Annotated in this window: 18 protein-coding genes; 4 read left to right on the top strand and 14 right to left on the bottom strand. The window is 65.1% G+C overall.

Annotation, left to right across the window (positions count from 1 at the left end; all coding sequences use genetic code 11):
• Positions 1 to 16 precede the first annotated feature (16 nt).
• The 13 genes from F462_RS01475 to F462_RS01415 all read right to left on the bottom strand — a co-directional run bounded on the left by F462_RS01475 (position 17) and on the right by F462_RS01415 (position 16,393).
• A complete protein-coding gene (locus F462_RS01475) occupies positions 17 to 2,956 on the bottom strand; it encodes a CsoS2 family carboxysome shell protein (protein ID WP_208854120.1) in 2,940 nt (979 codons plus the stop codon).
• 160 nt (positions 2,957 to 3,116) lie between these two features.
• A complete protein-coding gene (locus F462_RS01470) occupies positions 3,117 to 3,449 on the bottom strand; it encodes a ribulose bisphosphate carboxylase small subunit (protein WP_038051103.1) in 333 nt (110 codons plus the stop codon).
• Positions 3,450 to 3,517: 68 nt separating this feature from the next.
• Positions 3,518 to 4,939 carry a form I ribulose bisphosphate carboxylase large subunit gene (locus F462_RS01465; protein WP_018141619.1) on the bottom strand — a complete coding sequence of 474 codons (1,422 nt, stop codon included), beginning with the start codon at positions 4,937 to 4,939 and terminating at the stop codon, positions 3,518 to 3,520.
• A gap of 313 nt (positions 4,940 to 5,252) precedes the next feature.
• Positions 5,253 to 8,351 carry an efflux RND transporter permease subunit gene (locus tag F462_RS01460; protein ID WP_026181632.1) on the bottom strand — a complete coding sequence of 1,033 codons (3,099 nt, stop codon included), beginning with the start codon at positions 8,349 to 8,351 and terminating at the stop codon, positions 5,253 to 5,255.
• Between the two features lie 15 nt (positions 8,352 to 8,366).
• Entirely contained in the window at positions 8,367 to 9,476 is a 1,110-nt protein-coding gene (locus F462_RS01455) for an efflux RND transporter periplasmic adaptor subunit (RefSeq protein WP_018141621.1), read from the bottom strand.
• A 78-nt stretch (positions 9,477 to 9,554) separates the two neighbouring features.
• Positions 9,555 to 10,292 (bottom strand): TetR/AcrR family transcriptional regulator, encoded by a 738-nt coding sequence (locus tag F462_RS01450; RefSeq protein WP_038051102.1) that lies wholly within the window; start codon positions 10,290 to 10,292, stop codon positions 9,555 to 9,557.
• Positions 10,293 to 10,661: 369 nt separating this feature from the next.
• Entirely contained in the window at positions 10,662 to 11,336 is a 675-nt protein-coding gene (locus F462_RS01445; protein ID WP_018141623.1) for a type 1 glutamine amidotransferase domain-containing protein, read from the bottom strand.
• A gap of 160 nt (positions 11,337 to 11,496) precedes the next feature.
• Positions 11,497 to 12,504: an NAD-dependent epimerase gene (locus F462_RS01440; protein ID WP_018874544.1), complete on the bottom strand. Its 1,008-nt coding sequence runs from the start codon at positions 12,502 to 12,504 to the stop codon at positions 11,497 to 11,499.
• Positions 12,505 to 12,508: 4 nt separating this feature from the next.
• Positions 12,509 to 12,766, bottom strand: coding sequence for a cell division topological specificity factor MinE (gene minE, locus F462_RS01435; RefSeq protein WP_026181633.1), 258 nt, complete (start codon positions 12,764 to 12,766; stop codon positions 12,509 to 12,511).
• Positions 12,767 to 12,768: 2 nt separating this feature from the next.
• Positions 12,769 to 13,578 (bottom strand): septum site-determining protein MinD, encoded by an 810-nt coding sequence (gene minD, locus F462_RS01430; protein ID WP_018141626.1) that lies wholly within the window; start codon positions 13,576 to 13,578, stop codon positions 12,769 to 12,771.
• 91 nt (positions 13,579 to 13,669) lie between these two features.
• Complete coding sequence (minC, locus tag F462_RS01425) at positions 13,670 to 14,440, bottom strand: septum site-determining protein MinC (RefSeq protein WP_018874545.1); 771 nt, start codon at positions 14,438 to 14,440, stop codon at positions 13,670 to 13,672.
• 138 nt (positions 14,441 to 14,578) lie between these two features.
• Positions 14,579 to 15,301: a DUF1295 domain-containing protein gene (locus tag F462_RS01420; RefSeq protein ID WP_371180484.1), complete on the bottom strand. Its 723-nt coding sequence runs from the start codon at positions 15,299 to 15,301 to the stop codon at positions 14,579 to 14,581.
• Positions 15,302 to 15,355: 54 nt separating this feature from the next.
• Positions 15,356 to 16,393 (bottom strand): SAM-dependent methyltransferase, encoded by a 1,038-nt coding sequence (locus F462_RS01415; RefSeq protein WP_038051100.1) that lies wholly within the window; start codon positions 16,391 to 16,393, stop codon positions 15,356 to 15,358.
• 145 nt (positions 16,394 to 16,538) lie between these two features.
• Here F462_RS01415 and F462_RS01410 point away from each other — a divergent pair, with 145 nt between their 5' ends.
• The gene (locus F462_RS01410) at positions 16,539 to 18,695 is read left to right on the top strand and encodes a DUF1631 family protein (RefSeq protein ID WP_026280091.1); all 2,157 of its coding nucleotides are present in this window, start codon (positions 16,539 to 16,541) and stop codon (positions 18,693 to 18,695) included.
• A 93-nt stretch (positions 18,696 to 18,788) separates the two neighbouring features.
• A complete protein-coding gene (locus F462_RS01405; protein ID WP_038051097.1) occupies positions 18,789 to 19,319 on the top strand; it encodes a lipocalin family protein in 531 nt (176 codons plus the stop codon).
• A gap of 10 nt (positions 19,320 to 19,329) precedes the next feature.
• Here F462_RS01405 and F462_RS01400 read toward each other — a convergent pair whose 3' ends face one another.
• Positions 19,330 to 22,980, bottom strand: coding sequence for a hydantoinase B/oxoprolinase family protein (locus tag F462_RS01400; protein ID WP_038051094.1), 3,651 nt, complete (start codon positions 22,978 to 22,980; stop codon positions 19,330 to 19,332).
• Between the two features lie 96 nt (positions 22,981 to 23,076).
• Here F462_RS01400 and F462_RS01395 point away from each other — a divergent pair, with 96 nt between their 5' ends.
• Positions 23,077 to 24,204 (top strand): metal-dependent hydrolase, encoded by a 1,128-nt coding sequence (locus F462_RS01395; RefSeq protein ID WP_038051092.1) that lies wholly within the window; start codon positions 23,077 to 23,079, stop codon positions 24,202 to 24,204.
• A gap of 59 nt (positions 24,205 to 24,263) precedes the next feature.
• Entirely contained in the window at positions 24,264 to 24,527 is a 264-nt protein-coding gene (locus F462_RS01390) for a hypothetical protein (RefSeq protein ID WP_038051296.1), read from the top strand.
• Positions 24,528 to 24,907 lie beyond the last annotated feature (380 nt).

Raw genomic sequence — 24,907 nt, 5'->3', positions numbered from 1 at the left:
GGGACCTGTGCAACCCTTAACCGCGTGCCCCACCGGACAGCGTCACCAGAGAACCGGCATCGCTGTTCCCGGAGGAACCCGTGATCTTGCTCGCGGGCACATCCTTGCGCTCCAGTTCCCGGTTGACGTAGGCACTACGGCCCTCGCCCCGCGGGTTCCCTTTCTGTGTGGCGTTGCGGCGGGTCGACATCCCCTCGGTACCGGTCACCCGGTCGCCGCGACCCCAATCATCGCCGGTAATGGAAATACCATTGCTGCTGCCATTCACCGTCACACGATCGGCGCCGATCTTCTGGCCCTCGTCCACCGGGGCCGAGGCCACCTGCTGCTGGCCCCCGTTGTAGCGGAATTCTTCGGTGCCAGACACCAGGCCCATCGCTTTGTTGATCGAGCCCGTCAGACGGCCGCTCGTGCCATAGGCGGTGCCCGTCACGCGTTCACGGCGTTCGGCCGCTGTGCGCGCGGGTGTCTCCACGCTAAAGCCTGCGTTCGGCATCGGTCGCGCTGCGGCCGGCGCCGGCGCGGCTGCTCGGGCCGGGGCCCCCTGCATCCCTTCCGGACGCAGACGCGGATGCAGATTGCCAGCCACGTTGGCGCAGGTCTGGGCAAACTCGGTGGCGCCCACATACGGGGCCCCGGAGACGTCCTGGCAGGCGCCGCGCTCGGTGCCGGTCACACGCTCGTCGTAGCCCGGCTGACTCCCGGAGACCGGGTGCCCTGGCGTCGACTGACGGTCGGCCACGCGCACCTCGGCGGCCTGCGAATCCTGGGTCTCGCAGAACTGGTCATACTGGTCGGGGCCGATATAGGCGGTCCCGCTCACGGGCTTGCAGGCGCCATACTCATCGCCCGTTACCCGAGCCGAACGGCCCACGGCGGTCCCGGAGACCGACTGCTGGTTCCAGGTGCGCCCGACCGTAACCTTTTCCGGCGCCGCATCCGGGCGTTGACCGCCACAGAACGCATCGTAATGCTCGGAGCCCGCGTATTCGGTTCCGGTTATCGGCTTGCAGCCGCCGTACTCGTCGCCGGTCACGTGGATGGAATGATCCACCTGCGTACCCGATACCTCGCGACCCCGCAACGTGTGCATCACCGCGACCTTCGGCACACCACCCGCGGCGGGCTGGTCACACAGATCGCCAAAGTCCGCCTTGTTGTAGTACGGCGTCCCGGTGAGCGACTTGCAGGAACCGCTCTCGTTGCCGGTCACCTTAGAGCTGCGGCCAACGGCCACGCCCGTCACGGTCTGGTCTTCCATCGTGTAAGACTCCTGGACCTTGGCCGGCGTCGGCTCCGGGCGGGTACCACAGAAGCCCTGGAACTGTTCCGTACCGAGATATTCGGTGCCGGTGACCGGCTTGCAGCTGCCGTACTCGTCACCGGTGACATGCACGGAGCGCCCGACTTCAGTTCCGGTCAGTTCACGACCGCGAAGCGTGTGCATGACGCCAACCTTCAGCGGCGCTCCGTTCGACTTTCCCGAATTGCAGGGCACCTCGCTCGCGGCCGTATTCAGGTACTCGGTACCGGTTACGTCGCGGCAGGAGCCCGATTCATCACCGGTCACCTTCGGGCTGCGCCCCACTGAGGTCCCGGAAACACCCTCACCGTGACGGGTGACCATCACGCTAGTGCGGGCCGGGCCGGCCTCCGGGCGGGTGCCACAAAAGCCTTCATACTGTTCAGTGCTGAGGTACTCGGTACCCGTAATCGTCTCGCACGAACCCCGTTCGTCGCCGGTCACGCGCGAGGAACGGCCGACTTCGGTGCCACTCACGGACTGACCGTGCGCGGTGTGCGAGGCACCCACCTTCGGCGGGTTGCCGGCGGGGCGAACACCGCAGTACCGCTCGTAGTGTTCCAGGCCCAGATACTCGGTCCCGGTGATCGAAGAGCAGCTACCGGCCTCGGTACCCGTGACGCTGGAGGTCCGTTCGACCTGGGTGCCACTCACATGGCTACCGGCAAGGGTCGTCCCTTCTTCCACCTTGGGCGGCGCATCACCTTCAATGGGGCGCGGCCGACCACAGGGCCGCCCCGGCTCCGAAGAACCTCGGCCCAGCTTGCAAAGCTCTTCACGACGCTGGCGCGCCACCTCCCGGGTGGACATGCCCTTACGCTTTGCTGCCTTCCAGGCACCTTCCTGCGGCAGCGTGCCGCGGGCTTGACCGCCCTTGAAGCGACGGCGCAGGGCCTGCTTGCCGTTCTGCGCCATCGCGTCGCGGCGCGCCATGCAGATCGCACGGACTTCGGAGATCATTGGGTGCGGGCCAGCGGCCTCGCCCCCGGACTCGACCTTGTCGCAGAGCTGATCCAGCCCGCTCTCGACCACCGTCTCTTCGCGAGTCGGGGTGGTATCAGCCGATGCACCCTTCTCGCCCTTGCAACCGCAGCCGCAATCCTTCTTGGACGATTCGCTCGTGGAGGCGACCGGTTCCGATCCCTTAAGACGATCTTCGCGGCGCGGCTCGGGCGCCACGGCCTTCTTCCCATCGGTCGACAACGCCTGGCGCCGCAGACGGCAGATCTCGCGACCGCTCATGTTCGAGCAATCGACTTCCACGTTCTGCGACTGGGCCAGCGCTTCCAGCTGGCGCGAACGGTCTGCACCGGCTCGCGCCATGCCGCCGGAAACCTGGGCACGGGTATTGGTACGGCCAACGGCCTTCTTGCCCTGGCGCGCCATTTTCTGGCGACGCTCAAGGGCGGCCTGGCGACCGTTGGAGGCCCCCGCGTGCGCGCCTGGCTCAGGACGCCGCTCGGGGCTGGCATCGCGGGTCTCGAAGGAGACCTGCGACGAGGATTCACTGGAGGGCATTTCCGGCTCCCGCGCCTGGGGTGCCGGAGCAGAGGCCGATTTCGCCTGGCGCGCGTCATGCGCAGCCGAGGACGAGCGGGCGCTCGCCTTGTTTTGGCCGGTCGATTTCACGGCAGCCTTGCCATTGTGAGACATGGCCTTGCGCCGTTCCCGAGCGAGTTCACGACCCGAGAGACCTTCAGACGCAGATGTCGGATTACTCATGGCACTTCCTTACAGTTGGCGGCAGCAACGGTAAATAACGCTGAACTGAACTACCGGGCCCGCATGCCGGGCCCGGCAGGTACCGGGGTCCTTAGCGACCGCGGTCGACCACGAAGGCCATGCCCTGGCTCTGGGCGTAGTTATCGTAGGCAATAAAGCGAACCATCATGCCCGGATTGGCACGGCGGCACTCTTCAATTTCCTGAAGGACGGACTCCACGGACTGCTCACCGAAGAACGGCAGCTTCCACATGTACCAGTAGTGGGCCATGGCGTTGGCCTTCTCGCTGTACTCGATGGCCGGGTTCCAGCCCTGGGCGAGGCAGTATTCGATCTGCTTGCGCACCTGGTCGGCGTTCATCTCCGGCAGGTAGGAGAAGGTTTCGTACTTCTGCGACTGCTTGAAGTTCTGAATATCAGACATGTCGGTAATCCTGTGCTCTTGTTCTGTCAGGGCGCGGACGGCCCATCAGGCCGCCCGCACTCGGGCGATCACTTGTGCTGGGTGTCCAGCTTGTCGACGGTATCGAACTCGAACTTGATCTCCTTCCAGGTCTCCATCGCCACTTTCAGCTCGGGGCTGTGCTGGGCGGCCTGGGTCAGGATCTCCTTGCCTTCCTTCTCGATCTCGCGACCTTCGTTACGCGCCTGCACACAGGCTTCCAGCGCAACACGGTTGGCCGCCGCGCCCGGGGCATTGCCCCACGGGTGGCCCAGCGTACCGCCGCCGAACTGCAGCACGGAGTCGTCGCCGAAGATGGCCACCAGGGCCGGCATATGCCAGACGTGGATACCACCGGAGGCCACGGCGAACACGCCCGGCATGGAGCCCCAGTCCTGATCAAAGAAGATGCCGCGCGAGCGGTCTTCCGGCACAAAGGATTCGCGCAGCAGGTCGATCCAGCCCAGAGTCGCGGCACGGTCGCCTTCCAGCTTGCCGACCACGGTACCGGTGTGGAGATGGTCACCACCGGACAGACGCAGGATCTTGGCGAGCACACGGAAGTGGATACCGTGCTTCGGATGACGGTCGAGCACGGCGTGCATGGCGCGGTGGATGTGCAGCAGCACACCGTTGTCGCGGCACCAGTTGGCCAGACCCGTGTTGGCGCAGAAGCCGCCGGTGATGTAGTCGTGCATGATGATCGGTGCGCCAATCTCCTTGGCGAACTCGGCGCGCTTGTACATCTCTTCCGGGGTCGGCGCGGTCACATTCAGGTAGTGACCCTTGCGCTCGCCGGTTTCGAGCTCGGCCTTTTCGGTCGCTTCCTGCACGAACTCGAAACGATCACGCCAGCGCATGAACGGCTGCGAGTTGATGTTCTCGTCGTCCTTGGTGAAGTCGAGACCACCACGCAAGCACTCGTACACGGCACGGCCGTAGTTCTTCGCAGACAGACCCAGCTTCGGCTTGATGGTGCAACCCAGCATCGGACGGCCGTACTTGTTGAGCTTGTCGCGCTCGACCTGGATACCGGAAGGCGGACCACCGCAGGTCTTCACGTAGGCGATCGGGAAGCGCACATCTTCCAGACGCAGGGCACGGATGGCCTTGAAGCCAAACACGTTGCCGACCAGCGAGGTGAACACGTTCACGACCGAGCCTTCTTCGAACAGGTCGATCGGGTAGGCGATGAACGCGTAGAAGGACTCGTCGTCACCCGGGACGTCCTCGATGGAGTACGCCCGACCCTTGTAGTAATCCATGTCGGTCAGGAGGTCGGTCCACACCGTGGTCCAGGTCCCGGTGGAGGATTCGGCCGCCACAGCGGCTGCCGCTTCTTCGCGGTCGATGCCCGGCTGCGGGGTGATCTTGAAACATGCCAGCAGATCGGTATCCAGCGGCATGTATTCCGGCATCCAGTATGTTTCGCGGTAATCCTTGACACCCGCGGAGTACTTCTTGGCGGCCATGTGGCTTTCTCCTACGCGTTGGTTAATCGTGACGGTCGACTAGATTAGGGAGGGCAATCGCTAATAACAAATAAATAATCTAGATGCGACCAATAGACTATCGTTTATATAAAAGCCGGGCAGCGGGAGGACCGCTGACCGGCAGGGGTTCGGGTTCGCGATGGCACAGCCAGGCGCCGGAACGTCGGCTTCGCCACAATGCGGACGTCGATTGTAGTCCAAGACCGTAGCGCTTGCATGCCTTTTGCGCGACGGAGTGCAAAGCCCCGCCTCAGGGGCCGCCAAACACGCTTCTGTGGCCTGCCTCCCGAAGTCAGGAGGCCGCCGTGGTCACCGGCTCGCCGCTACCCGCCGCACGGTGATCCCGCGCGAGGTACAGGTAGATCGCGGGCACCACGAACAGAGTGAACAGCGTACCGATTGCCATGCCACTGGCGATCACCAGGCCCATCGCGAAGCGCGAACCCGCGCCGGCGCCGGTGGCCATCAGCAGCGGCACCATGGCGACCACGGTGGCGGTCGTCGTCATCAGAATTGGGCGCAGGCGCAGCGAAGCCGCCTCCTCGATTGCCTCACGCAAGGTACGCCCCTGACGTTGAAGCTGGTTGGCGAATTCCACGATCAGGATGCCGTGCTTGGCGATCAGACCGATCAGGGTCAGCAGCCCCACCTGGGTGTAGATATTCAGCGAGGTCACCCCGAGGCTGATGAAGATGAGCGCCCCCGCGATCGACATCGGTACGGTCGTTAGAATGATCAATGGATCACGGAACGACTCGAACTGCGCCGCCAGCACCAGGAAGATCACGACCAGCGCGAAGAAGAAGGTCACGATCAGGTCGCCACCCTCCGCCTTCAGCTGACGGGACTGTCCAGCGTAATCGACGTTGACGTCCGGCGGGAGCACCTCGGCCGCAATCTCGTCGACAATCGCCAGGGCCTCACCCAAGGTCACGCCGGGCCGCGGCACACCGGACAACGTCACCGCATTGAGCTGCTGGAAGCGCTGCAGCGAACGCGGCGTCACGGTCTCCTCCAGCATGACCACACTGGACAATGGGATCGGCTCGCCGTCCCGCGTGCGGGTAAACAGTTCTTCCAGCTGTTCCGGATTCAGTCGCTCGGCACGCTGCACCTGCGGGATCACGCGATAGCTACGATTCTCCATCGCAAAGCGCCCGGCAAACCCGCCGGAGAGCATCGTGGAGATATCCGCGTTCAACGTCGCCATGTCGATGCCCAGCTGCGCGGCGCGCTCGCGGTCGATCTTCAGATTCACCTGCGGTCGATCAAAATCGAGATCGGTGTCCATGAAGATGAACCGCCCGGTCGCCATCGCCCGCTCCATGATTTCCTGGGCAAATTCGTCCAACTCCTCGAACGACCCAGTTGAGCCCAGGACCACGCTGACCGGCGTACCCCCTCCGGGGGTGGGGAGCTGCGGTGGCTGGACCGCGAAGACCTCCAGACCCGGCAGCTGCTCCAGACGGGGCTGCAGATCCTCCTGCAGGATGGTCTCGGTATCGCGTTCGCGCTGATCCCAGGGCGCCAGCACAAAGCCACCCAAGGCCTGGTTGCCCACCCCGGCGATGCCGGGGCCGCCGCCAAAGCCATTCACAATAAAGATGTTCTCGAGTTCCGGGATCTCGTCGAAGAAGCGATCGGTCAGCGCCGTATTACGCTCCAGCCAGTCCAGTCCCATCTGGGCGTCACCCTCCATTATGGAGAAGGCAAAGCCCTGATCCTCCGGCGGCTCCAGCTCGGTCTGGGACGTCACAAACAGGAAGTAGCAGGCCACCAGCACGATCGCACCGAACACCGCAATGGTGAAGCGATCGTTCAGCGCCCCATGCAGGCGCTTGCGGTAGCGTTGCTGCAGGCTGTCGAAGCGCGCATCCAGCCAGCTCTCAATGCGCCCGCGCCGCTCGACCGAACCGTCGCGCAGGATCTTCGAACACATCATCGGCGACAGCGTGATCGCCACGATGCCGGATATGACCACGGTCGCCGCAAGCGTGAAGGCAAATTCGATGAACAGCGTACCGGTCAGTCCGCCGATAAAGCCCAGGGGCAGGAACACCGCGACCAGCGTGGTCGACATCGCCACGATCGGCCAGGCCAATTCCCGCGCCCCCTGGATCGCTGCATCCATGCGCGACATCCCCTCCTCGATATGGCGGGAGATGTTCTCCAACATAATGATCGCGTCGTCGACCACGATGCCGATGGCCAGCACCATCGCCAGCAGGGTCAGCAGATTCAGCGAGAACCCCATCAGCAGCATCAGCATGAAGGTGCCCACAAGCGACAGCGGTACCGCCACGGCGGGGATGATCACACTGCGCAACGAACCCAGGAACAGGTAGATCACCACCAATACGATCGCCAGAGCCAGGCCAATCGTCAGCAGCACCTCGTCGATTGCACTCTGGATATAGTCGGTTGAGTCGTAGACGATCTCCCCTTCCAGCCCCGACGGGAGGCGCGGCTTGATGCGCTCGTCGAACACCTCGCGTACATCGGCGATCACGTCCAGTGCATTCGCATCCGGCGCCAGCTCGATACCCACGAAGGTCGCCGCCTCGCCGTTGAAGCGCACCGAGGTGTCGTAATTCTCCGAGCCCAGCTCGACCTCCGCGACGTCACCCAGACGCACCAAGTCGCCATCGGCCTCGAACAGGATCAACTGCTCGAACTGCTCGGGTTCCTGAAGATCGGTATCCGCGGTCAGGTCCAGTCCGACCATCGAGCCACGCGTCTGACCCACGGCCGAGAGCACATTGTTGCGCTCCAGTGCCTCGCGCACATCGCGTCCGGTCACGCCAAAAGAGGCCATCCGATCGGCGTCCAGCCAGGCCCGCATCGCAAAGCTCTGGGCCCCCAGGATCTCCGCGCGCTGCACCCCGTTGATGGTGGCCAGCTCCGGCTGCACCTCGCGGATCAGATAGTCGGTGGTCTGGTTGTTGGATAGCCGTTCCGAATAGAACGACATGTACATCGCCGCAACATCCTGGCCCACGGAGAGATCCACAACGGGATCCTCGGCCTCGGCCGGCAAGTCACTGCGGATCTTGTCCACCTGTGCGGAGATCTGGGTCAGGGCCTGATTGGGGTCGTAATCCAGCTCCAGATGGGCCTCGACGATACTGATCCCGGCCCGGCTGGTGGAGACCAGGTAGTCGATCCCTTCGGCCTCGGCCACCTCGCGCTCCATCGGCGTGGTAATAAAGCCCTGCACCAGGTCGGCATCGGCCCCGATGTATGCGGTGCTTACGGTGACGACCGCGTTCTGCACCTCGGGGAACTGGCGCACGTTCAGGTCAAAAACGGCCCGCACCCCAAACAGCAGGATGAACAGGCTCACCACCGTGGCGAGCACCGGCTTCTGGATGAAGATGTCGGTAAAACGCATGGCCATCGCCCTGACCTAGCGGTTAGCCGGGCGCGGATCGCGCTCGGCGTCGGGTTGGGCGTCCTCGGTGATCTTCACCGGGGTATCATTCTGCAACTTCAGCAGGCCGCCCGCGGCGACCCGCTCGCCCGGCTCCAGTCCATCAAGGATGCGCACCAGATCGCCACGGCGTTCACCGGTCTCGATCAGACGCTGCTCGACTCGCAACTGGCCATCGTCGTCCTCGTTGATCACGAACACCGACTGCCCCCAGGGCGCAAACCGGACCGCCGTCTGCGGGGCCACCACGGCCTCCTCGGCCTCGCCACGATCCAGCGTGACGCGGGCAAACTGTCCCGGACGCAAACGCCCCTCCTCGTTCTCCAGACGCGCCTGCACGCGGAACATGCGCGAGGCGGCGCGCACGCGAGGCTCAATGGCCGTGACTTCGCCGATGAACCGATCGCCGTAGGCGTCCACATCCACGGTCACCTCCTGCCCCAGCGCAACCTCTCCCAAGCGCCGTTCCGGCAGGGTGAAATTCACATACAACGGCTGCAGGGCCTCCAGTACCACGATCGGATCGCCTGGGCCAACGAACTGACCAACGTTCACCTCGCGAATGCCCAGCTCGCCCGCGAACGGCGCACGCAGGCTCTTCTGACGTATACGGGCCTCCTGCGCCTTCACCGAGGCCTCGGCCTGCTCGGCCTCGGCCACGCGGCGCTGGAACTCGGAATCGGAGATATCGCGGCGTTCGATCAGGCCACGGGCCCGTTCCAGCTCGCGCCGCGCCAGGCGTTCGGCGGCGCGCAGGTTTTCGAGCTCGGCCTCGTCCAGTGTGGTATCCAGATCCACCAGCGGATCGCCGGCCTCGACCCGCGCCCCGTTCTCGAAGTGAATGGACTGCACGATGCCCTGTGCCTCAAAACTGAGCGTTGCGCCCTGCACCGCCTCCAGGCTGCCGATCGCGCGCACCTGGGGGGTCCAGGTATCGGTCGTGACCTCGGCGGCGTTGATGGTTGCCACCGGCTCTTCCATCTCGTCGAAGTACTCGCCGATCTGTTGATCCACAAAGGCCTTGAAGCCAAAGATCCCGCCCAGCACGACGGCAACCGCCAACAGCATCAGGATGAAGCGTTTCATCGAGTTCTCCCTGGCCTGTCGGGCATCGCCCCACAGGCATGATTACGTGCGTTAACGCCAGCGAGTGGGTCGCTAGCGCTACGCAGATTCAGTCGCGATTCCGGCCACTCGCATGGCCGTCCGGACACGCTCGGTTTCAGCGCGCACTACCGAGGGCTCGTCCGGGTCCAGGCGCGGCTCCCAGCGCCAACCGGTCATCAGCGCATGGAAGTGGCGGATCAGATGTTCGTAGGGCCGATGGATGTCGTACGCATCCAGCAACCCCTGGGCATTGGCCAAATTCTGCATCCCGACGTTAAGCGCCCAAGGTCCAAGCCCCATCTCCTCTTCGGAAATCCCCTGCACCGGCGGTAGGTCGCCGCTCTCGCGGGCCTCCGCCACCACCGCATGGACGGCTTCGCTAATGGGATTGCCAGCTTCCAGCAATGCGACCCGCCGCGCGGGCGAGACGTTGGCCCACACCACCTCCGTCACCAGGTACTGGACCAGCCGGTGGTAGTCCGGGTTGGCAGTCGCGAAATCGAGGTCCGACAGTACGATCGCCAGCATCCGCGAGCGCGTCCCCAGCGGTAGCCCCGGTACTTGGGCAAAGCCCTCGGCTCGGCGATGCGTGCTGCGGGTGGCGACCGCCGCCAGCAAATCCTCTTTGGAGGTGAAGTGCTGATACAACGTCCCGGTCGCATACTCGCAGGCGGCCGCCAGGCGCGACATCTGCAACGCCAGCAAACCCTCCTCGCGAATCAGCTCGTAGGCCTTTTCGATAAACAGCGCCTCACGCGCCTCGCGCTCGCGCTGCCTGCGATCCTCGGTACCCATCACGGCACCATACCGAACTTGCGCCGATTATTGAACCCTGTTCACGAATGTCCCGGAAAATGCACTAGGGCAAGGTCAAGGACACGTCACAGGAAGACGGGGAGTTGATGAAGGTTGTGGATGTGGATGCGGCTGGGGACCGGGTAGCATCGGGGCATTCCGGCCGCAGCTTAGAGCCGGGATCTCCCAGGGCTGGCGCTACCTCGGTGGTAACCCCGGGAGATCCCGGATAACGGCTTTGCCGTTTCCGGGATTGTCTGTTGCAGAGGATGTGGCTGCCCCGCTTTGCGCAATGGCACGCTCGTGCCAATCCTGCCACCAACCGTGCTTAGTCGGCTTCTGCGCCTCGCAGCAGAGACAGGATGGGCGCTATGCACCCTGGCGCAGGAGGCGCACGATGGCGTCGGCAACGCTCTTGCTGGACTGCGGGTTTTGGCCGGTTACCAGCTTGCCGTCGACCACCACGTGGTCCGCCCAGTCGTCGGCGGTCTCGACCTCGCCGCCCAGTTCCCCAAGCTTGTCCTGCAACAGGAACGGCATCGCCGTGTCCAGTTGCACCGCCTTCTCCTCGCTATTCGTAAAGGCCGCCACCTTGCGCCCCTTCACCGCGGAACTGCCGTCCGCCAGCATCGCCCCGACCAGGCATGCAGGCCCGTGACAAACCGCGCCCACAATCTTGTCGTTCTCCATGAACTCGGCCACCAGGCGCTGGACATGCGGGTTGTCCGGCAGGTCGAACATGGTCCCGTGCCCGCCCGGGAAGAAAATAGCGGCGTAGGCCCCGTGATTCATGTCCTCATCCAGGGCAATGGTGTCATCCAGGGCCTCCTGGGCCGCGACCACCGCCGGCCCCGAATGACTCGATTCCAGGCTTTTCGGGTCCAGTGGCACCGGCCCGCCCTTCGGGCTCGCCACCTTGACCTCGAAGCCGGCCTTGCGGAAGCGGTCGTAGGGTTCGGCAAACTCGTCAAACCACACCCCGGTCGCCTGGCCGGGCGTAATTTCGTCGTGACTCGTCACAACCATCAAAATGGTCCGGCTCATCCTGATACCTCCTTGCTCATCCTGTCTCCGGTGGACTCGGTGTATGCATACAGGTTCCTGCTCTCCATGCCTCGCGAACATAAGGAGACATCGAGCGCAGGGAGATACCTGGGAGGGGGAGAATAGAGCAGGCCGGACCCGAACGGCCCGGCCAGGACCATCAGGCGCGGTAGTACTCGCGATACCACTCGACGAAGCGGGCGATGCCATCTTCTACTTCGGTGGCGGGCGCGTAGCCCACATCCTGGCGCAGGGCCTCGACATCGGCGTAGGTGTCCGGGACATCGCCTGGCTGCAGCGGAAGAAGGTTCTTCTCGGCTTTCTTGCCGAGACAGTCCTCCAGCACCTCGATGTAGCGCGTTAATTCTACCGGCTCGTGGTTGCCGATGTTGTACAGGCGGTAGGGAGCCGCACTGGTGGCAGAATCCGGCTCGTCCCCGTTCCAGTCCGGATTGCGCGGGGCCACACGGTCCAGGGTGCGGATCACACCTTCGACGATGTCGTCGATGTAGGTGAAATCACGCCGGTGATGGCCGTAGTTGAAGACGTCGATCGGCTCGCCGGCCAGGATCTTCTTCGTGAACATGAACAGCGCCATGTCCGGACGGCCCCAGGGACCGTAGACGGTGAAGAAGCGCAGCCCAGTCACCGGCAGGTCATAGAGATGACTGTAGGTATGCGCCATGAGCTCGTTCGCCTTCTTGCTCGCGGCGTACAACGAGAGCGGGTGATCGACGTTGTCGTGCACCGAGAACGGCATGGTGGTGTTGGCGCCGTAGACCGAGCTGGAGCTGGCAAACACCAGGTGCTCCACCCCATTGTGACGACAACCCTCCAGGATGTTGCCGAAGCCCACCAGGTTGGTATCGACGTAGGCCGCCGGGTTCTCCAGCGAGTAACGTACCCCCGCCTGCGCTGCCAGGTTAACTACCCGCTCGGGCCGGTGCTCGCGGAAGACCCGCTCCATCGCGGCGCGGTCGGCGATATCCTCGCGCACATCGGTGTAGTTCGCGTGATCCTGGGTGCGCGCCAGACGCGCCTCTTTCAGCGTGACGTCGTAGTAATCGTTCAGGTTGTCGACGCCGATCACCTCGTCGCCGCGCTCCAGCAGACGCAGGCTCAGGGCACTTCCAATGAAGCCGGCCGAGCCAGTCACAAGTACTTTCATCTTGCTAGTCCCGATCGTCCGGCAGGGTAATGTTCAGTTCGAGGACCTCGCAGTCGCCCTCACGATCGACGTTCATTTGTACGGCCTCGTCGTCCACCTGCACGTACTTACGGATCACCTGCAGCAGCTCCTGCTGCATGGCCGGGAGGTAGTCGGGCCCGGAACGCGCCGCGCGCTCGCGCGCCACGATGATCTGCAGGCGTTCCTTGGCGACACTCGCGCTCTTCTGCCGCGGCTGGCGGAAGTAATCGAAGATCCCCATGATCACCCCTTGAACAGGCGCCCGAAGAAGCCCTTCTTCGGTACGTCGACAAAGCGTAGCGGACGTTCCTCGCCCAGGAAGCGTGCAACCGCATCCAGATAGGCCTGCCCGGCGTCGGATTCCTCGTCCAGCACCACCGGCAAGCCGGCGTTGGACGCATTCAGTACCGCCTGCGATTCCGGGATCACACCGAGGAGTTCGATCGCGAGGATCTCGCCCACGTCCTCGATGCTTAGCATCTCGCCGCGCTCGGCACGCTCGGCGGAGTAGCGGGTCAGCAGCAGCTTGCCCTCGATCGGCTCGCCGCCCTGCTCCACACGACGGGTTTTGCTCGCAAGGATGCCGAGGATACGGTCGGAATCGCGCACCGAGGAGACCTCGGGGTTGGTCACCACGATGGCCTCGTCGGCAAAGTAGGCCGCCATCAAGGCACCGCGCTCGATCCCGGCCGGGCTGTCGCAAACGATGTAGTCAAAATCTTCGGACAACTCGTTCAGCACACGCTCCACACCGTCCTGGGTCAGGGCGTCCTTGTCGCGGGTCTGCGAAGCCGGAAGGATGTACAGGTTGTCCACCCGCTTGTCGCGGATCAGGGCCTGCTTCAGGTTGGCGTCACCGTTGATCACATTGACGAAGTCGTACACCACGCGACGCTCGCAGCCCATGATCAGGTCGAGGTTGCGCAGACCCACGTCAAAGTCGATCACGGCGGTCTTGTGGCCACGCTGGGCCAGGCCGGTGGCAATCGCGGCCGAGGTGGTGGTCTTGCCCACCCCACCCTTGCCGGAGGTAATCACTACGATACGTGCCATGTTGGCTGCAGCTCCTTGTCGCCTTGCACGCCGGCGTCGGTACCGTGGCGTGCGGACGGGTTCCTGTCATTCGTCATCGGCGCGTGGCCGATCAGATCTCCGCGATCTTGAGGCTTTCGCCGTCCAGTGTCACCAGCCGATTCTCGCCGCGCTCCACTTCCGTGATGTCTTCGGCGATCCGGTAATGCCCGGCAATGGACAACAACTCCGCATCCAGGCGCCGGCAAAAGATACGCGCCGTCACCAGGCCGCGCACCCCGGCCAGCGCACGCCCACGTAACGGTCCCAACACATGGATATGGCCATCCGCCAGCAGCTCTGCCCCCGGCGAGACCGCGCCGGTCACGATCAGGTCGCCCCCACGGGCGTAAATCTGCTGCCCGGAACGCACCGGCTGATCCACGATCCGGGTCGAGCTATGAGCCGCCGCCACCGCAGCGGGCGTGCTTTCGCTCTCAGGATCGGCGACCTTCTCGGGCGCCGGGGGCTCGTCTTCCAGCGGGACCTCGCCGGTGGGCGAGCCGCCACGGCCCCCCAATTGCAATACCGGCAGGACATCGAACAGCTCCGCATAACTTTGCAGGCGTTCGGCAGCCTCCCCTGCGTGCAACCCGATCAACTTGAAACCCTCGGCGCGCACGCGCTCGATGGTCGCCTGCAGGTCGGACTCCGGGGCCTCCGCGACCGCCTCCAGATCGAGCACGATGGGCATGTCGCGCATCAGCTCAGGGGCCTGTTCGCGGCGGGCGGCCAGGGCATTGCCGAGCGTCTGGGGATCGGTCTGGTACACCCGCAGCACCGAGACCAGCATCATGCGCCCTTTCAGTTCAATGGCCTGGACGGAACTCGGGGTCGCACTCATCAGATCGGCTGGCTCGCTGGCAGTGGCACATAGATCATAAAGAGATAACGTCCGGAATCAGAGACGCCGGACAGGTGCGCTTTATAGCGCGGAGGGGGAAAGCACAGCAAGGGACGCGGGACCGCCAAGGGGTCCGAGTCAGCCGCGGGGCGGCCCCGGAATCAGCGTGTTGGTGCGGCGCACGTAGTCAGCGTACCCGGGACGCGATTCATGCAGACGTCTTTCCAGCAACGTGACGCCGGACACGCGCAGGATCAGCAGGATCATCAGGACGGCCGAAGGCACGGCCCACCAACCACCGGCGGCCAGGGCCAGCAAACCGAACCCGACCCAGACCACGATCTCGCCGAAGTAGTTGGGATGACGGCTGTAGCGCCAAAGCCCTCGATCCATCACCTGCCCGCGGTTGCCCGGGTCGCGGCGAAAACGCGCCATCTGGGCATCGGCCACCGCCTCGAACCACAACCCCACACCCCAGGCCAGAAGCCCGGCGACAGCCAGCGGCCACCACAGGCCATCGGCCTTTATCACCGCCAGTATCGGCAGGCCGATCACGGCCACCAAGGCCCCCTGCAGCCAGAAGATGGTCACCAGGCTGCGAGCGGCAAAGGCCGTGTCTCTGCGCCCTGCCCGCATGTCGGTATAGCGCCCGTCCTCGCCATGCCCCCAGTTGCGCCAGGTAATGAAGGCGGACAGACGCAAACCCCATAAGAACACCGGGACCACGATCCACAGGCCCTTTAGCGGCCAGCCGGCCAGGCCCCACCACACCAGCGTAACCAGCACGAAGCCCAGCCCCCAGTAGCGATCCACCAGACTGGCATCGTGACGCACCACACTGGCCGCCCAGACCCCCGTCATCAGGGCCAGGGCCGCGCCCAGCCCGGCGAGAAATACCGCCCAGCCTGCCACTCGCTAGGCCTCGGGCCGGCGAAACAGGATGTGCGACACAAACCACTCGTTGCCGCCGCGATAGGCGAACAGCTCGGCGCAGGCCATATAGAACATGCGCCAGCGCTGGAACCACAACCCCGCGTCCTGCTCGCCATAGGTCTGTTCGAACAGGGGCATCAGCTCGGCCTTGGCGGTGTCCTGGCGCTCCAACCAGGCATTCAGGGTGCGCGCGTAGTGCAGGCCGTTCACCCGCCACTGGCGGACCACCCGCAAATCGTCCTGGAAGTGCCGCGCCAGGTCATCCGATGGCATCAGCCCGTCGCGGAAGAAGTACTGCCCCATCCAGTCGTGGGCGCCCTCACTCTCGAAGAAGTACGCGAATTCGCGGTGAGCAAAGACATGCATGAAGAATTGGCCACCCGGACGCAGCCAGGTCGCTATCCGCCGCAACAGCTCGGGCCAGTTACGCATGTGCTCAAACATCTCTACCGAGACCACCCGGTCGAAGCCGGTCTGATCCGGTGCGAAGGTGTTCATGTCGGCGGTCACAATCGTCAGGTTGTCCAACCCACGGGCATCGCGCCGCGCCTCAATAGAGGCCCGCTGCGTCGCGGAATTGGATACCGACACAATGCGCGACTCAGGGTATTGCTCCGCCATCCACAGTGACAGCGAACCCCAGCCACAACCCAGCTCAAGCACCTGTTGCCCATCTTCCAGGCCGGCACGCTCGCAGGCCAGCTGCAGCATGCCGACCTCCGCCGCTCGCAGGTCGTCCACACCCTCGGGCCACCAGGCGCAGGAGTACTTCAGCCAGGGCCCCAGGCAGCGCTCGAAGTATTCCGTAGGGACCTCGTAGTGCTGCTCGTTGGCCACCTCAGTAGACAGCGCCACGGGTGCCGCTCGCATCGCCTCGATCAAGGCATAACGACGCTCCATCGCCTCCTCGGCCGGGGCCCCGCTTTCGCGTAGTCGCTCGGCCAGCAACCGCCGAATCCCGGCCCGTACCAGCGGGTCGGGCATGCGCCCTTGTTCCGCCCACTCGATCATATGCTGCATATGCTGGAATCCCCCGCCTCGATGGATCGTTGACCCAGGGATACGGGAGCGGTTCCCCGACTACTGAAGTATGGGCATGGCATACAGGTCACACGTGCAGCCGCAGGGGTGCTAAATTGTGACCTGGACCAGCTGCAAACCCATGATGGCACAACGTCACCGGATCCCGGCCCGAACTCTGCATCGCGTGTGGGCGCCTTTCTCCAAGGGCGTTCAGGCGCGGCTTGAAAGCTTCCTGGGCGAGCTTGACGATCGCCTGATGGAGGCCTCCGAGCGCGCAATCGACTCCCAGCGCTCCGCTCAGAATCTCGCCCTGTCGCGGCAGATCCGTATGGCCGGCGGCGCCATTCTCCAGCATTTCCGTGACCGGCTTCTCAATGCCGTGACCCCGGAAGAGGCGCCCGAAGAATCCGCTGGCGAGATCGAGCCCGAGCTGAGCTTGATGGACGCGGCCGACACCGAACGCGAGGTGGCACTGCGCAAACTGGTCGCCGGCGCCCGCTCGGTCATGGCGGCCGAGATTGATGCGCTGGAGACCGTCACGCGAGACTACCGCCTGGCCCCCACGCCCGAGGATGCCCCGTGGCATCCACACGCGCTAGGCGAGGCCTTTCTCGAGGCATTGGAGGCAGTGCCCCTGCCGCCGGAAGACTGCCTGATGTTGCTGCACTGGTTCGACCGCGACGTGATCCGCGAACTGCAACCGGAGATGCAGACCCTGCTGCAGGCATTTCGCGACGCTGGCTTCGCCGTACCCGAGGCGCGTTCCAGCGCCCGCACCCGTCCAGGTGCCACGGCGCCCTCCGGACCCGCGGCTCAGGGACCCGTGGGCGGTGATGGACCGCCACCCACCGGCGCCTATGGACCCGCCAGCGGCCCCGCCGGTGCCGCGGGCAACTGGGCACAATTCGGCTACCAGGTCCCCGTCGCCGGACAGGTCATCACCACCACCGGCGCCGCTCCGACCGGGGCGGGCGGTTACGCCTCGCCCGGCGAGGCAGTCGCAACGGTGCTCAACAGTGCCTCGCCCAGCACCCTGGAACCTTTCGTGATGGACTTGCTGCAGGGTCTGTTCGACATGATCCTGAAGCGCGACGACCTCAATCCGGCATTGCGGGAACCACTGTCGGACCTCCAGATCCCGCTGGTGCGCATTGCGATGCGCGAAACGCACTTCTTCCGCGACCGCACCCACCCGGCCCGGCAGATGACCGGGCTGCTGCTGAATATTGCGCTGCGCATTGATCCCGACTTACCGCTGGACGATGCGCGCCAGCTCCCCCTTAGCCGCCTGGTCTTCGAAAACGTCGAGCGCGTACGCAACGAAGGCCTCGGCGATAGCGAGGCCTATGAAGAGGCACTGACCCGACTACAGGACGACCTGGCCGAGGTCGAGGAAAAGATCGTCCACCAGGCAGCAGACGAACAAGCCGAGGCCCAAAGAGAAGAACGCGCGCTGGAGATCACCTACGACGTGGAAGCCACGGTGGAACGCACCGTGATCTCCATGGGACAGGACATCCCCGACGAGGCGCGCGAGCAGCTAATGGACGCATGGGTCCCGCTGATGACGGCGCAGAAGACCGCCGCGGCAGAGGACGACCGCTCCGACGCGAGCCCCGCGGCCGCAGCCGGCGACGGGGAAGCGGCGGGCGACAACGATGGCATGGCCTTGCTGCACGAACTACTGGCGTTGATGCAGCAAGAACCCGATTTTCAGAAGTCCGCTCCGCTGCTGGCCCGAATCCGCAGCTTTCTCGATAGCGCCCCGCTTTCCAAGGAGGAGCGCGCCCGGATCAAGCAGGACCTGGTCAGCGCCCACCTGGTGGCTGCCGGGAAGCGCCGCTCGGCACCAACGGAAAGCAACGAGTCCGATGCGTCCAAGAGCGGGGGCGCGGCAGATCGCGCCCCCGAGTCGAGCGAGGAGCGTCTGGACCAGGCGCGCAAGCGGGCGGCCAGCCGCAGCGGCTCCGTCTTTGGCAACTCTCCGCGCCATGCCGATGACGACCCGTCCCTGATGCGCGACCACGACGACGAGCACGTCGAGCATGCCGACAACCTGATCTCCGGCACCTGGATCCAGTTCACCTCCCCGGCCGGCACCAAGGTCACCCGCATGAAGCTCGTCTGGCGCGGCAGCCATGCCGGACGGCTGCTGTTCACCGATGCCGCTGGCCGCTCCAAGCGACAGCACAGCATCCAGGGCCTGGCCCACGAGTTCCGCAGTGGGCGCGCGCAGATCATCCCCGAGGAATCTCTGTTCGACCATTTGATGGATCAACGCCTCGGCCAGACCGGCTGAACGTTTGCCTGACCCGCCACCGGGAAACCTTCATCGCCGGACCTTTTCCCCGCGCCAGCGGTCCATCTTCCGAAACCACTCTCGGATACGCCGATGCCACGCACATTGACCGCTCTGCTCGCAGGTCTGGCCATGGGGATTTTGATGACCGGATGCAGCTCGCCGCAAAAGATGCCCACCGTCGACCACGTCGATCTCGAACGCTACATGGGCGATTGGTACGTGATCGCGAATATCCCGACCTTCCTCGAGCGCGATGCCTATAACGCCCTGGAGCAGTACGCGCTGAACGACGACGGCACCATCGACACCACATTCTCGTTCAACAAGGGCGGCTTCGACGGCCCTCGCCGTGAGTACAACCCCACCGGCTTCGTGCGGAGCGACGACAACGCCGAATGGGGCATGCGCTTTGTCTGGCCCTTCAAGGCTGAGTTTCTCATCGTTTATCTTGACGAGGACTACAGCCAGACCGTGATCGGTCGCAGCAAACGTGACTACGTCTGGATCATGGCGCGCGAGCCGGAGATGCCCGAGGAGGACTACCAGTCCATCCTCGCCTACCTGGACGAACTCGGCTACGACACCGATGCCATCCAGCGCGTACCACAGCGCTGGGACTAATCGCGAGCTTTCACGCCTGGCCGAAGCCACCCCCGCCAGGCGTGTGAATCTCGATTGCATCGCCCGGCTCGACCTCGCACCGGTCACAACCCTCCATCCGCTCGCGGCGGCCGTCTGCACGCAGGATCGCGTCTTCACCGAGCGCACCCGCTTCGCCCCCTTCCAGGCCAAAAGGCGGCACCCGACGCCGGTTCGCCAAAAGCACGACTTCCATCGCCTGATCAAAACCCAGGCGTCGGATCACGCCGTCTCCGCCCCGATGTCGCCCCTTTCCACCCGAGCCGCGGCGATAGGCAAAGCGCTCCACACGCACCGGGAATCGGCTCTCCAGCACCTCGGGATCAGTCAGACGCGAGTTGGTCATGTGCGTCTGCACCGCGCTGGCGCCATCGAAATCCGGCCCCGCCCCGGCGCCCCCGGCAATGGTCTCGTAGTACTGGTGCTCGGCATTGCCAAAGGTCAGGTTGTTCATCGTGCCCTGGGCCGCGGCCTGCATCCCCAGCGCCCCGAACAGGGCATCGGTGACCACCTGCGAGGTCTCCACGTTGCCCGCCACCACTGCGGCCGGGGGCTCGGGGTTCAGCAGACAGCCCTTCGGAATCACCAGGTCCACCGGCTCCAGGCAGCCGTCATTCAGCGGTATAGCGTCTTCCAGTAGCGTGCGCAGCACGTACAGCGTCGCCGCTCGCACGATCGAGGCCGGGGCATTGAAGTTGTCCCCGCGCGCCGCCGAGGTGCCGGTAAAGTCGATGCGCAATCGGTCACCGGTGTGCTCCACCGCCACATGAACCTCGGCGCCATTGTCCAGTGCGTAGACGAACGACCCAGGGGAGAGCCGGGGGATCAGCCGCTGCACCGCTTCACGGGCGTTATCCAGGACATGGCGCATGTAGGCCGTGACCACCCCGAGCCCGTACTCGTCCAGCAGCCGCCCGAGCTCCTCCAGCCCCTTGCGGTTGGCCGCTACCTGGGCTTGTAGATCGGCCCGATTCTGCTCTGGGTTGCGCGCCGGCCATTCGGCTTTCGTCAGCCGAGCGCGCAATGCGTCCGCGGCAAACTGCCCGTCGCGCAGCAGCCGGGTTGGCGGGATCAGCACGCCCTCCTCGGCGAGCGTGCTGGAGAAGGCCGGCATCGACCCTGGGGTGATCCCGCCGACATCCGCATGATGCCCGCGCGAGGCCACATAGAAGGCCAACTCCGCCGAGCGGTCCTGCAGATTCTCGGTCACCGCGCCGGTATCAGCCACGAACACTGGCGTGACCACGGTGATGTCCGGCAGATGGGTGCCCCCGTTGTACGGGTCATTCAGCACATAGGCATCCCCGGGGCGCAGGTCATCCGCAAAGGCCTCCGCCACCGCACGCACGCTCGCCCCCATCGAGCCCAGGTGCACTGGCATGTGCGGGGCATTCGCCACCAGGTGGCCGTCGGCGTCGAACAGCGCACAGGAGAAGTCCAGGCGCTCCTTGATATTCACCGAGTGCGCGGTGTTGCGCAGGGTGAAGCCCATCTGGTCGGCGATCGCCATTAAGCGATTGTTGAAGACCTCCAGCAGCACCGGATCGCGCACCGCATCCGCGGCCGGGCGCTCGGCGCTCCGACCACTCGCCTCGGCACGCTCCAGGCGCAGCGTCCCGTCGGGCTCGATCTGTCCGTCCCAGCCGGGCTCCAGCACCAGGGTCGCGGTGGATTCGATCACGATGGCCGGCCCGGCAAGGCGCATGCCCGGCTGCAACACCTCTCGTCGGTAGAGCGGCACATCCCGGCACGTGCCGGCGACTACCATCGGCACACAGTCGGCCTCCGGCGCCGCCCCGACCGAAGCCGCCCTACGAGCCGCTGACTTGGCTTCCACGGGATCGGCTGCAGCGATGGCCTCGGCCGCCGCGATCGCCACCACCAGCTCGCGATCGGGTGGGGCAAAGCCGTAGCGGTCACGGTAGGCGGTCGCGAACGCCTGCATCATCGTCTCGAGGTCGCCAGCGGGAACCTCGAGCGCGGTATCGGAGCCGGCCAGGCGCAGGTGCAGACGCTGCTCGACCCGCATCGACGCGGGCGCCACACCCTGCTCCGCCAGCGCCGCCGTCGCAGCCTCGCTCTCGGCCGCCAGCGCCTGCTTGATCGCGGGCAGGTACTCGGTACCCAGGGGTTGCTCCAGGCTGCGCTCGCGCAATGCTCGCAGCTCGCCCAGGCCCATGCCGTAGGCCGACAGCACGCCACCCAGCGGATGGAACAGGATATGCCGCATACCCAGCTGCTCGGCGACGCGGCAGGCATGCTGCCCGCCGGCCCCGCCAAAGCACACCAGGGCATAGCGCGAGACATCGTGGCCGCGCTGCACCGAGATGGTCTTGATCGCCTGCGCCATGTGTTCCACCGCGATCTGCAACAGACCCTCGGCCAGCGCCTCCGGGGTCGGGCCCTCGTCGGCGGCCTGCGCGACCGCATCCGCCAGTTCGGCGAATTGCTGCTTCACCGGCTCGGGGTCCAGGGGTCGGTCCCGATCCGGGCCGAACACGGCCGGGAAGTATTCCGGGCGCAGCCGCCCCAGCAGCAGGTTGCAGTCGGTTACCGTCAACGGCCCTCCCTGCCCGTAGCACGCCGGACCAGGCCGGGCGCCAGCCGATTCCGGGCCCACGCGCAGGCGGATCCCGTCGAAGCGGCAGATCGAGCCGCCCCCCGCCGCCACGGTGTGGATATCCAGCATCGGTACCCGCAGCCGGGCCCCTGCGACTTCGCTCTCCTGGCGCCGCTCCAGTTCGCCCGCCAGGTGTGCGACATCGGTGGAGGTCCCGCCCATGTCGAAGGTAATCAGGCGATCGAAGCCCAGCGGCTGCGCGGTCCTCAGCGCGCCGACAATGCCCCCGGCCGGGCCGGACAGGATTGCGTCACGACCGCGAAAGCGCGCGGCATCGACCAGACCGCCATGCGACTGCATGAAACGCAGCGGCACCTCTCCCAGCTCGCCGGCGACCTGATCGACGTAGCGGCGCAGAACCGGCGACAGGTAGGCATCGACCACCGTGGTCTCGCCGCGCGGCACCAGCTTGATTAACGGGCTGGTCGCGTGGCTGGTGGCCACCTCGTCGAACCCCACCTCCCGAGCGAGGGCCGCGACCGCCTGCTCGTGGGCGGGATAGCGATAGCCATGCAGGCAGACGATGGCCACGGCGCGAATACCATCGTCCAGCGCTGCCTGCAGTCGCGGGCGCAGCGCCTCCAGGTCCGGCACTTGCAACACCTGCCCAGCCGCATTCACACGCTCCCGTACCGGCTCGACGCGCTCATAGACTGGCGGCAGCAGGCGAATCGCGCGGGCAAACAGGTCGGGGCGGGCCTGATGGCCGATGGCCAGCGCGTCCTCCAGCCCCTCGGTGATCACCAGCAGTGCCGGCTCGCCCTTGCGCTCCAACAAGGCGTTGGTGGCCACCGTGGTGCCCATGCGCACCTCGTGAATCGCCGCCGTCGGGATGGCTGCATCAGCCGCCAGACCAAGCAGATCGCGAATGCCCTGTACGGCGGCATCCGCGTACGCCTCCGGGTTCTCCGACAGCAATTTGCGAGTGTGCAATCGGCCTTCCGGGTCGCGCGCCACCAGGTCGGTAAAGGTCCCGCCCCGGTCGACCCAGAAATCCCATCCTGTCAGGCTATTGGGGTGCATGAATCTCCGTGAGCCTTTGGCCACGCGAACTTGCCCGGCGCCTGCCGGTCGCAGGCTCAAACCAATCGCGTCCGCCACAAAGGAATTTGGTCCCGCATGGATCCCATCACCCACGCCAGTTTGGGCGCCGTCGTTGGCGGCCTCGTACTCGGCTCCCGCCTCGGGCGAAAGGCCGTGTTGTTAGGCGCCGCCGTTGCGCTGCTGCCGGACCTCGATACCTTCATAGCTTACGGGGATGAGCTCTCCGATTTCATCTATCACCGGGGATTCACCCACTCGGTCCTGTTCCATCTCGTGTTCGCGACCGCGATTGCGGCCCTGCTGGCGCGACTGCCGCGCACCGGGGAGATTGGATTCGGACGCTGGTGGCTCTTTTTGTTTCTGGTCCTGGCGACACATGCCGTCAATGATCTGTTGACGACCTACGGGACGCAGATCCTGTGGCCCTTGCCGGTAGGACCCTTGTCGACCGGCTCGATCTTCGTGATCGATCCGTTTTACACACTGCCACTGCTCGTCGCGGCCATCGGTGCGTTGTTCTACCGATTTGCGCCCCGCTTGCTGGTCGCCGGTCTGGTGTTGTCGACACTCTATGCCGGTTCGGGCCTGGCCCTGAAGGCATGGATCGACCACCGCATCCAACCGGTGCTGACGGCGATGGAGCTGGACGAACAGCCCCGGCTCGTGCAGCCGACCCCGTTCAATCTGCTGCTGTGGCGGATCACGGTGATCAACGACGACGAGTTCCTGGAGGCCTGGGTCGGGATCTTCGACACCCCGATCCGCCCCGACTTCGAGCACTTCGAACGCGGTGATCGCGAGCTTCGCGAGGCCGCCCTGGCACTGGAGGATGGTCAGCGTCTGCAAGGGTTCTCGGGTGACTTCCTGCGGTTCCACCGCGCCGAACGCCCGGACGAGCCCGACCGTCTGATCGCGACCGACATCCGACTGGGCGCTCCCGGTTATTTCCCGTTCGGTTTCGAACTGGCACAAGAAATCGATGGCGAATGGCAGCCTGTCACACCACGGCGTGTCGCCGAATCCACTCGCAGTGAACGCCTAGACGCCATCCAGGCCATCGTTCGGCGCATCGTCGACCCGGAAGGGGCCCCCTGCATGATGGACCTGACCGAACCCGACTACGCCATCGAGCAGCCACCCCCGCGCTGCCGCATGGACTGGCCCTCGTCCGCTGACCCGAGCGACGATGCGGAACAGCCATGAACGCAGAAGACCCGCAATCGCAGGAGGGAGGCCCGGCCTGCGAACTCTGCGGACGGGTCATGGACGACCTGACACGGCATCATCTGATCCCCCGCAAGCAGCATCGACGCAAGCGCATCCGTCGCCGCTACAGTCGATCCGAGCGCGAAAGCCGTATTCTGTGGGTCTGTCGGCCCTGCCATGACCACATCCACAAGCATTTCGACGAGCAGACCCTGGCCGAACGCCTGAACAACCGCGAGGCCCTGATCGCCGAACCCGTGATCCGCGACTTCGCGACCTGGATCGCACGCCACCCACCCGGCTTCAAGCCACGCGGCTAGGCCCCAGGCACTGGACGGCCACTTTTCGAGCCCCGATCCCTTTCGCCTACGCTGGCGGTAGTTGGTCCCGGTTCATCCTCCGGTGTTTACGTGCCTTCGGTCCACGTACTGCCGAGCGCTGACTCGCCAGCGCGCCCCGAGTGACTTCTTTGCTCGTGCAAAGAAGTCACCAAGAAACACGCCCGACTGCCGCGACCCCGGCCCGCTGCGCGGGCCGGGGTTTCCCTCGCTCCGAGGGTTTTCGCGGGCGGCGCTGAACTCGCTGCGCCTTCGGCTCCGCTCAGACATCCAGCGCCCCGTTTGTATTTAGAATCGTCCCGCGAAAACCCTCTCCGCTCGGCGCGACGACAACGGGGGGATCAAGGTCAAGACAACGGCCA

The sequence above is a fragment of the Thioalkalivibrio sp. ALJ1 genome, assembly GCF_000745395.1.
Taxonomy (GTDB): domain Bacteria; phylum Pseudomonadota; class Gammaproteobacteria; order Ectothiorhodospirales; family Ectothiorhodospiraceae; genus Thioalkalivibrio.
Note: the sequence above shows the minus strand (reverse complement) of the source record. Positions and strands in the feature narration are given on the sequence as shown.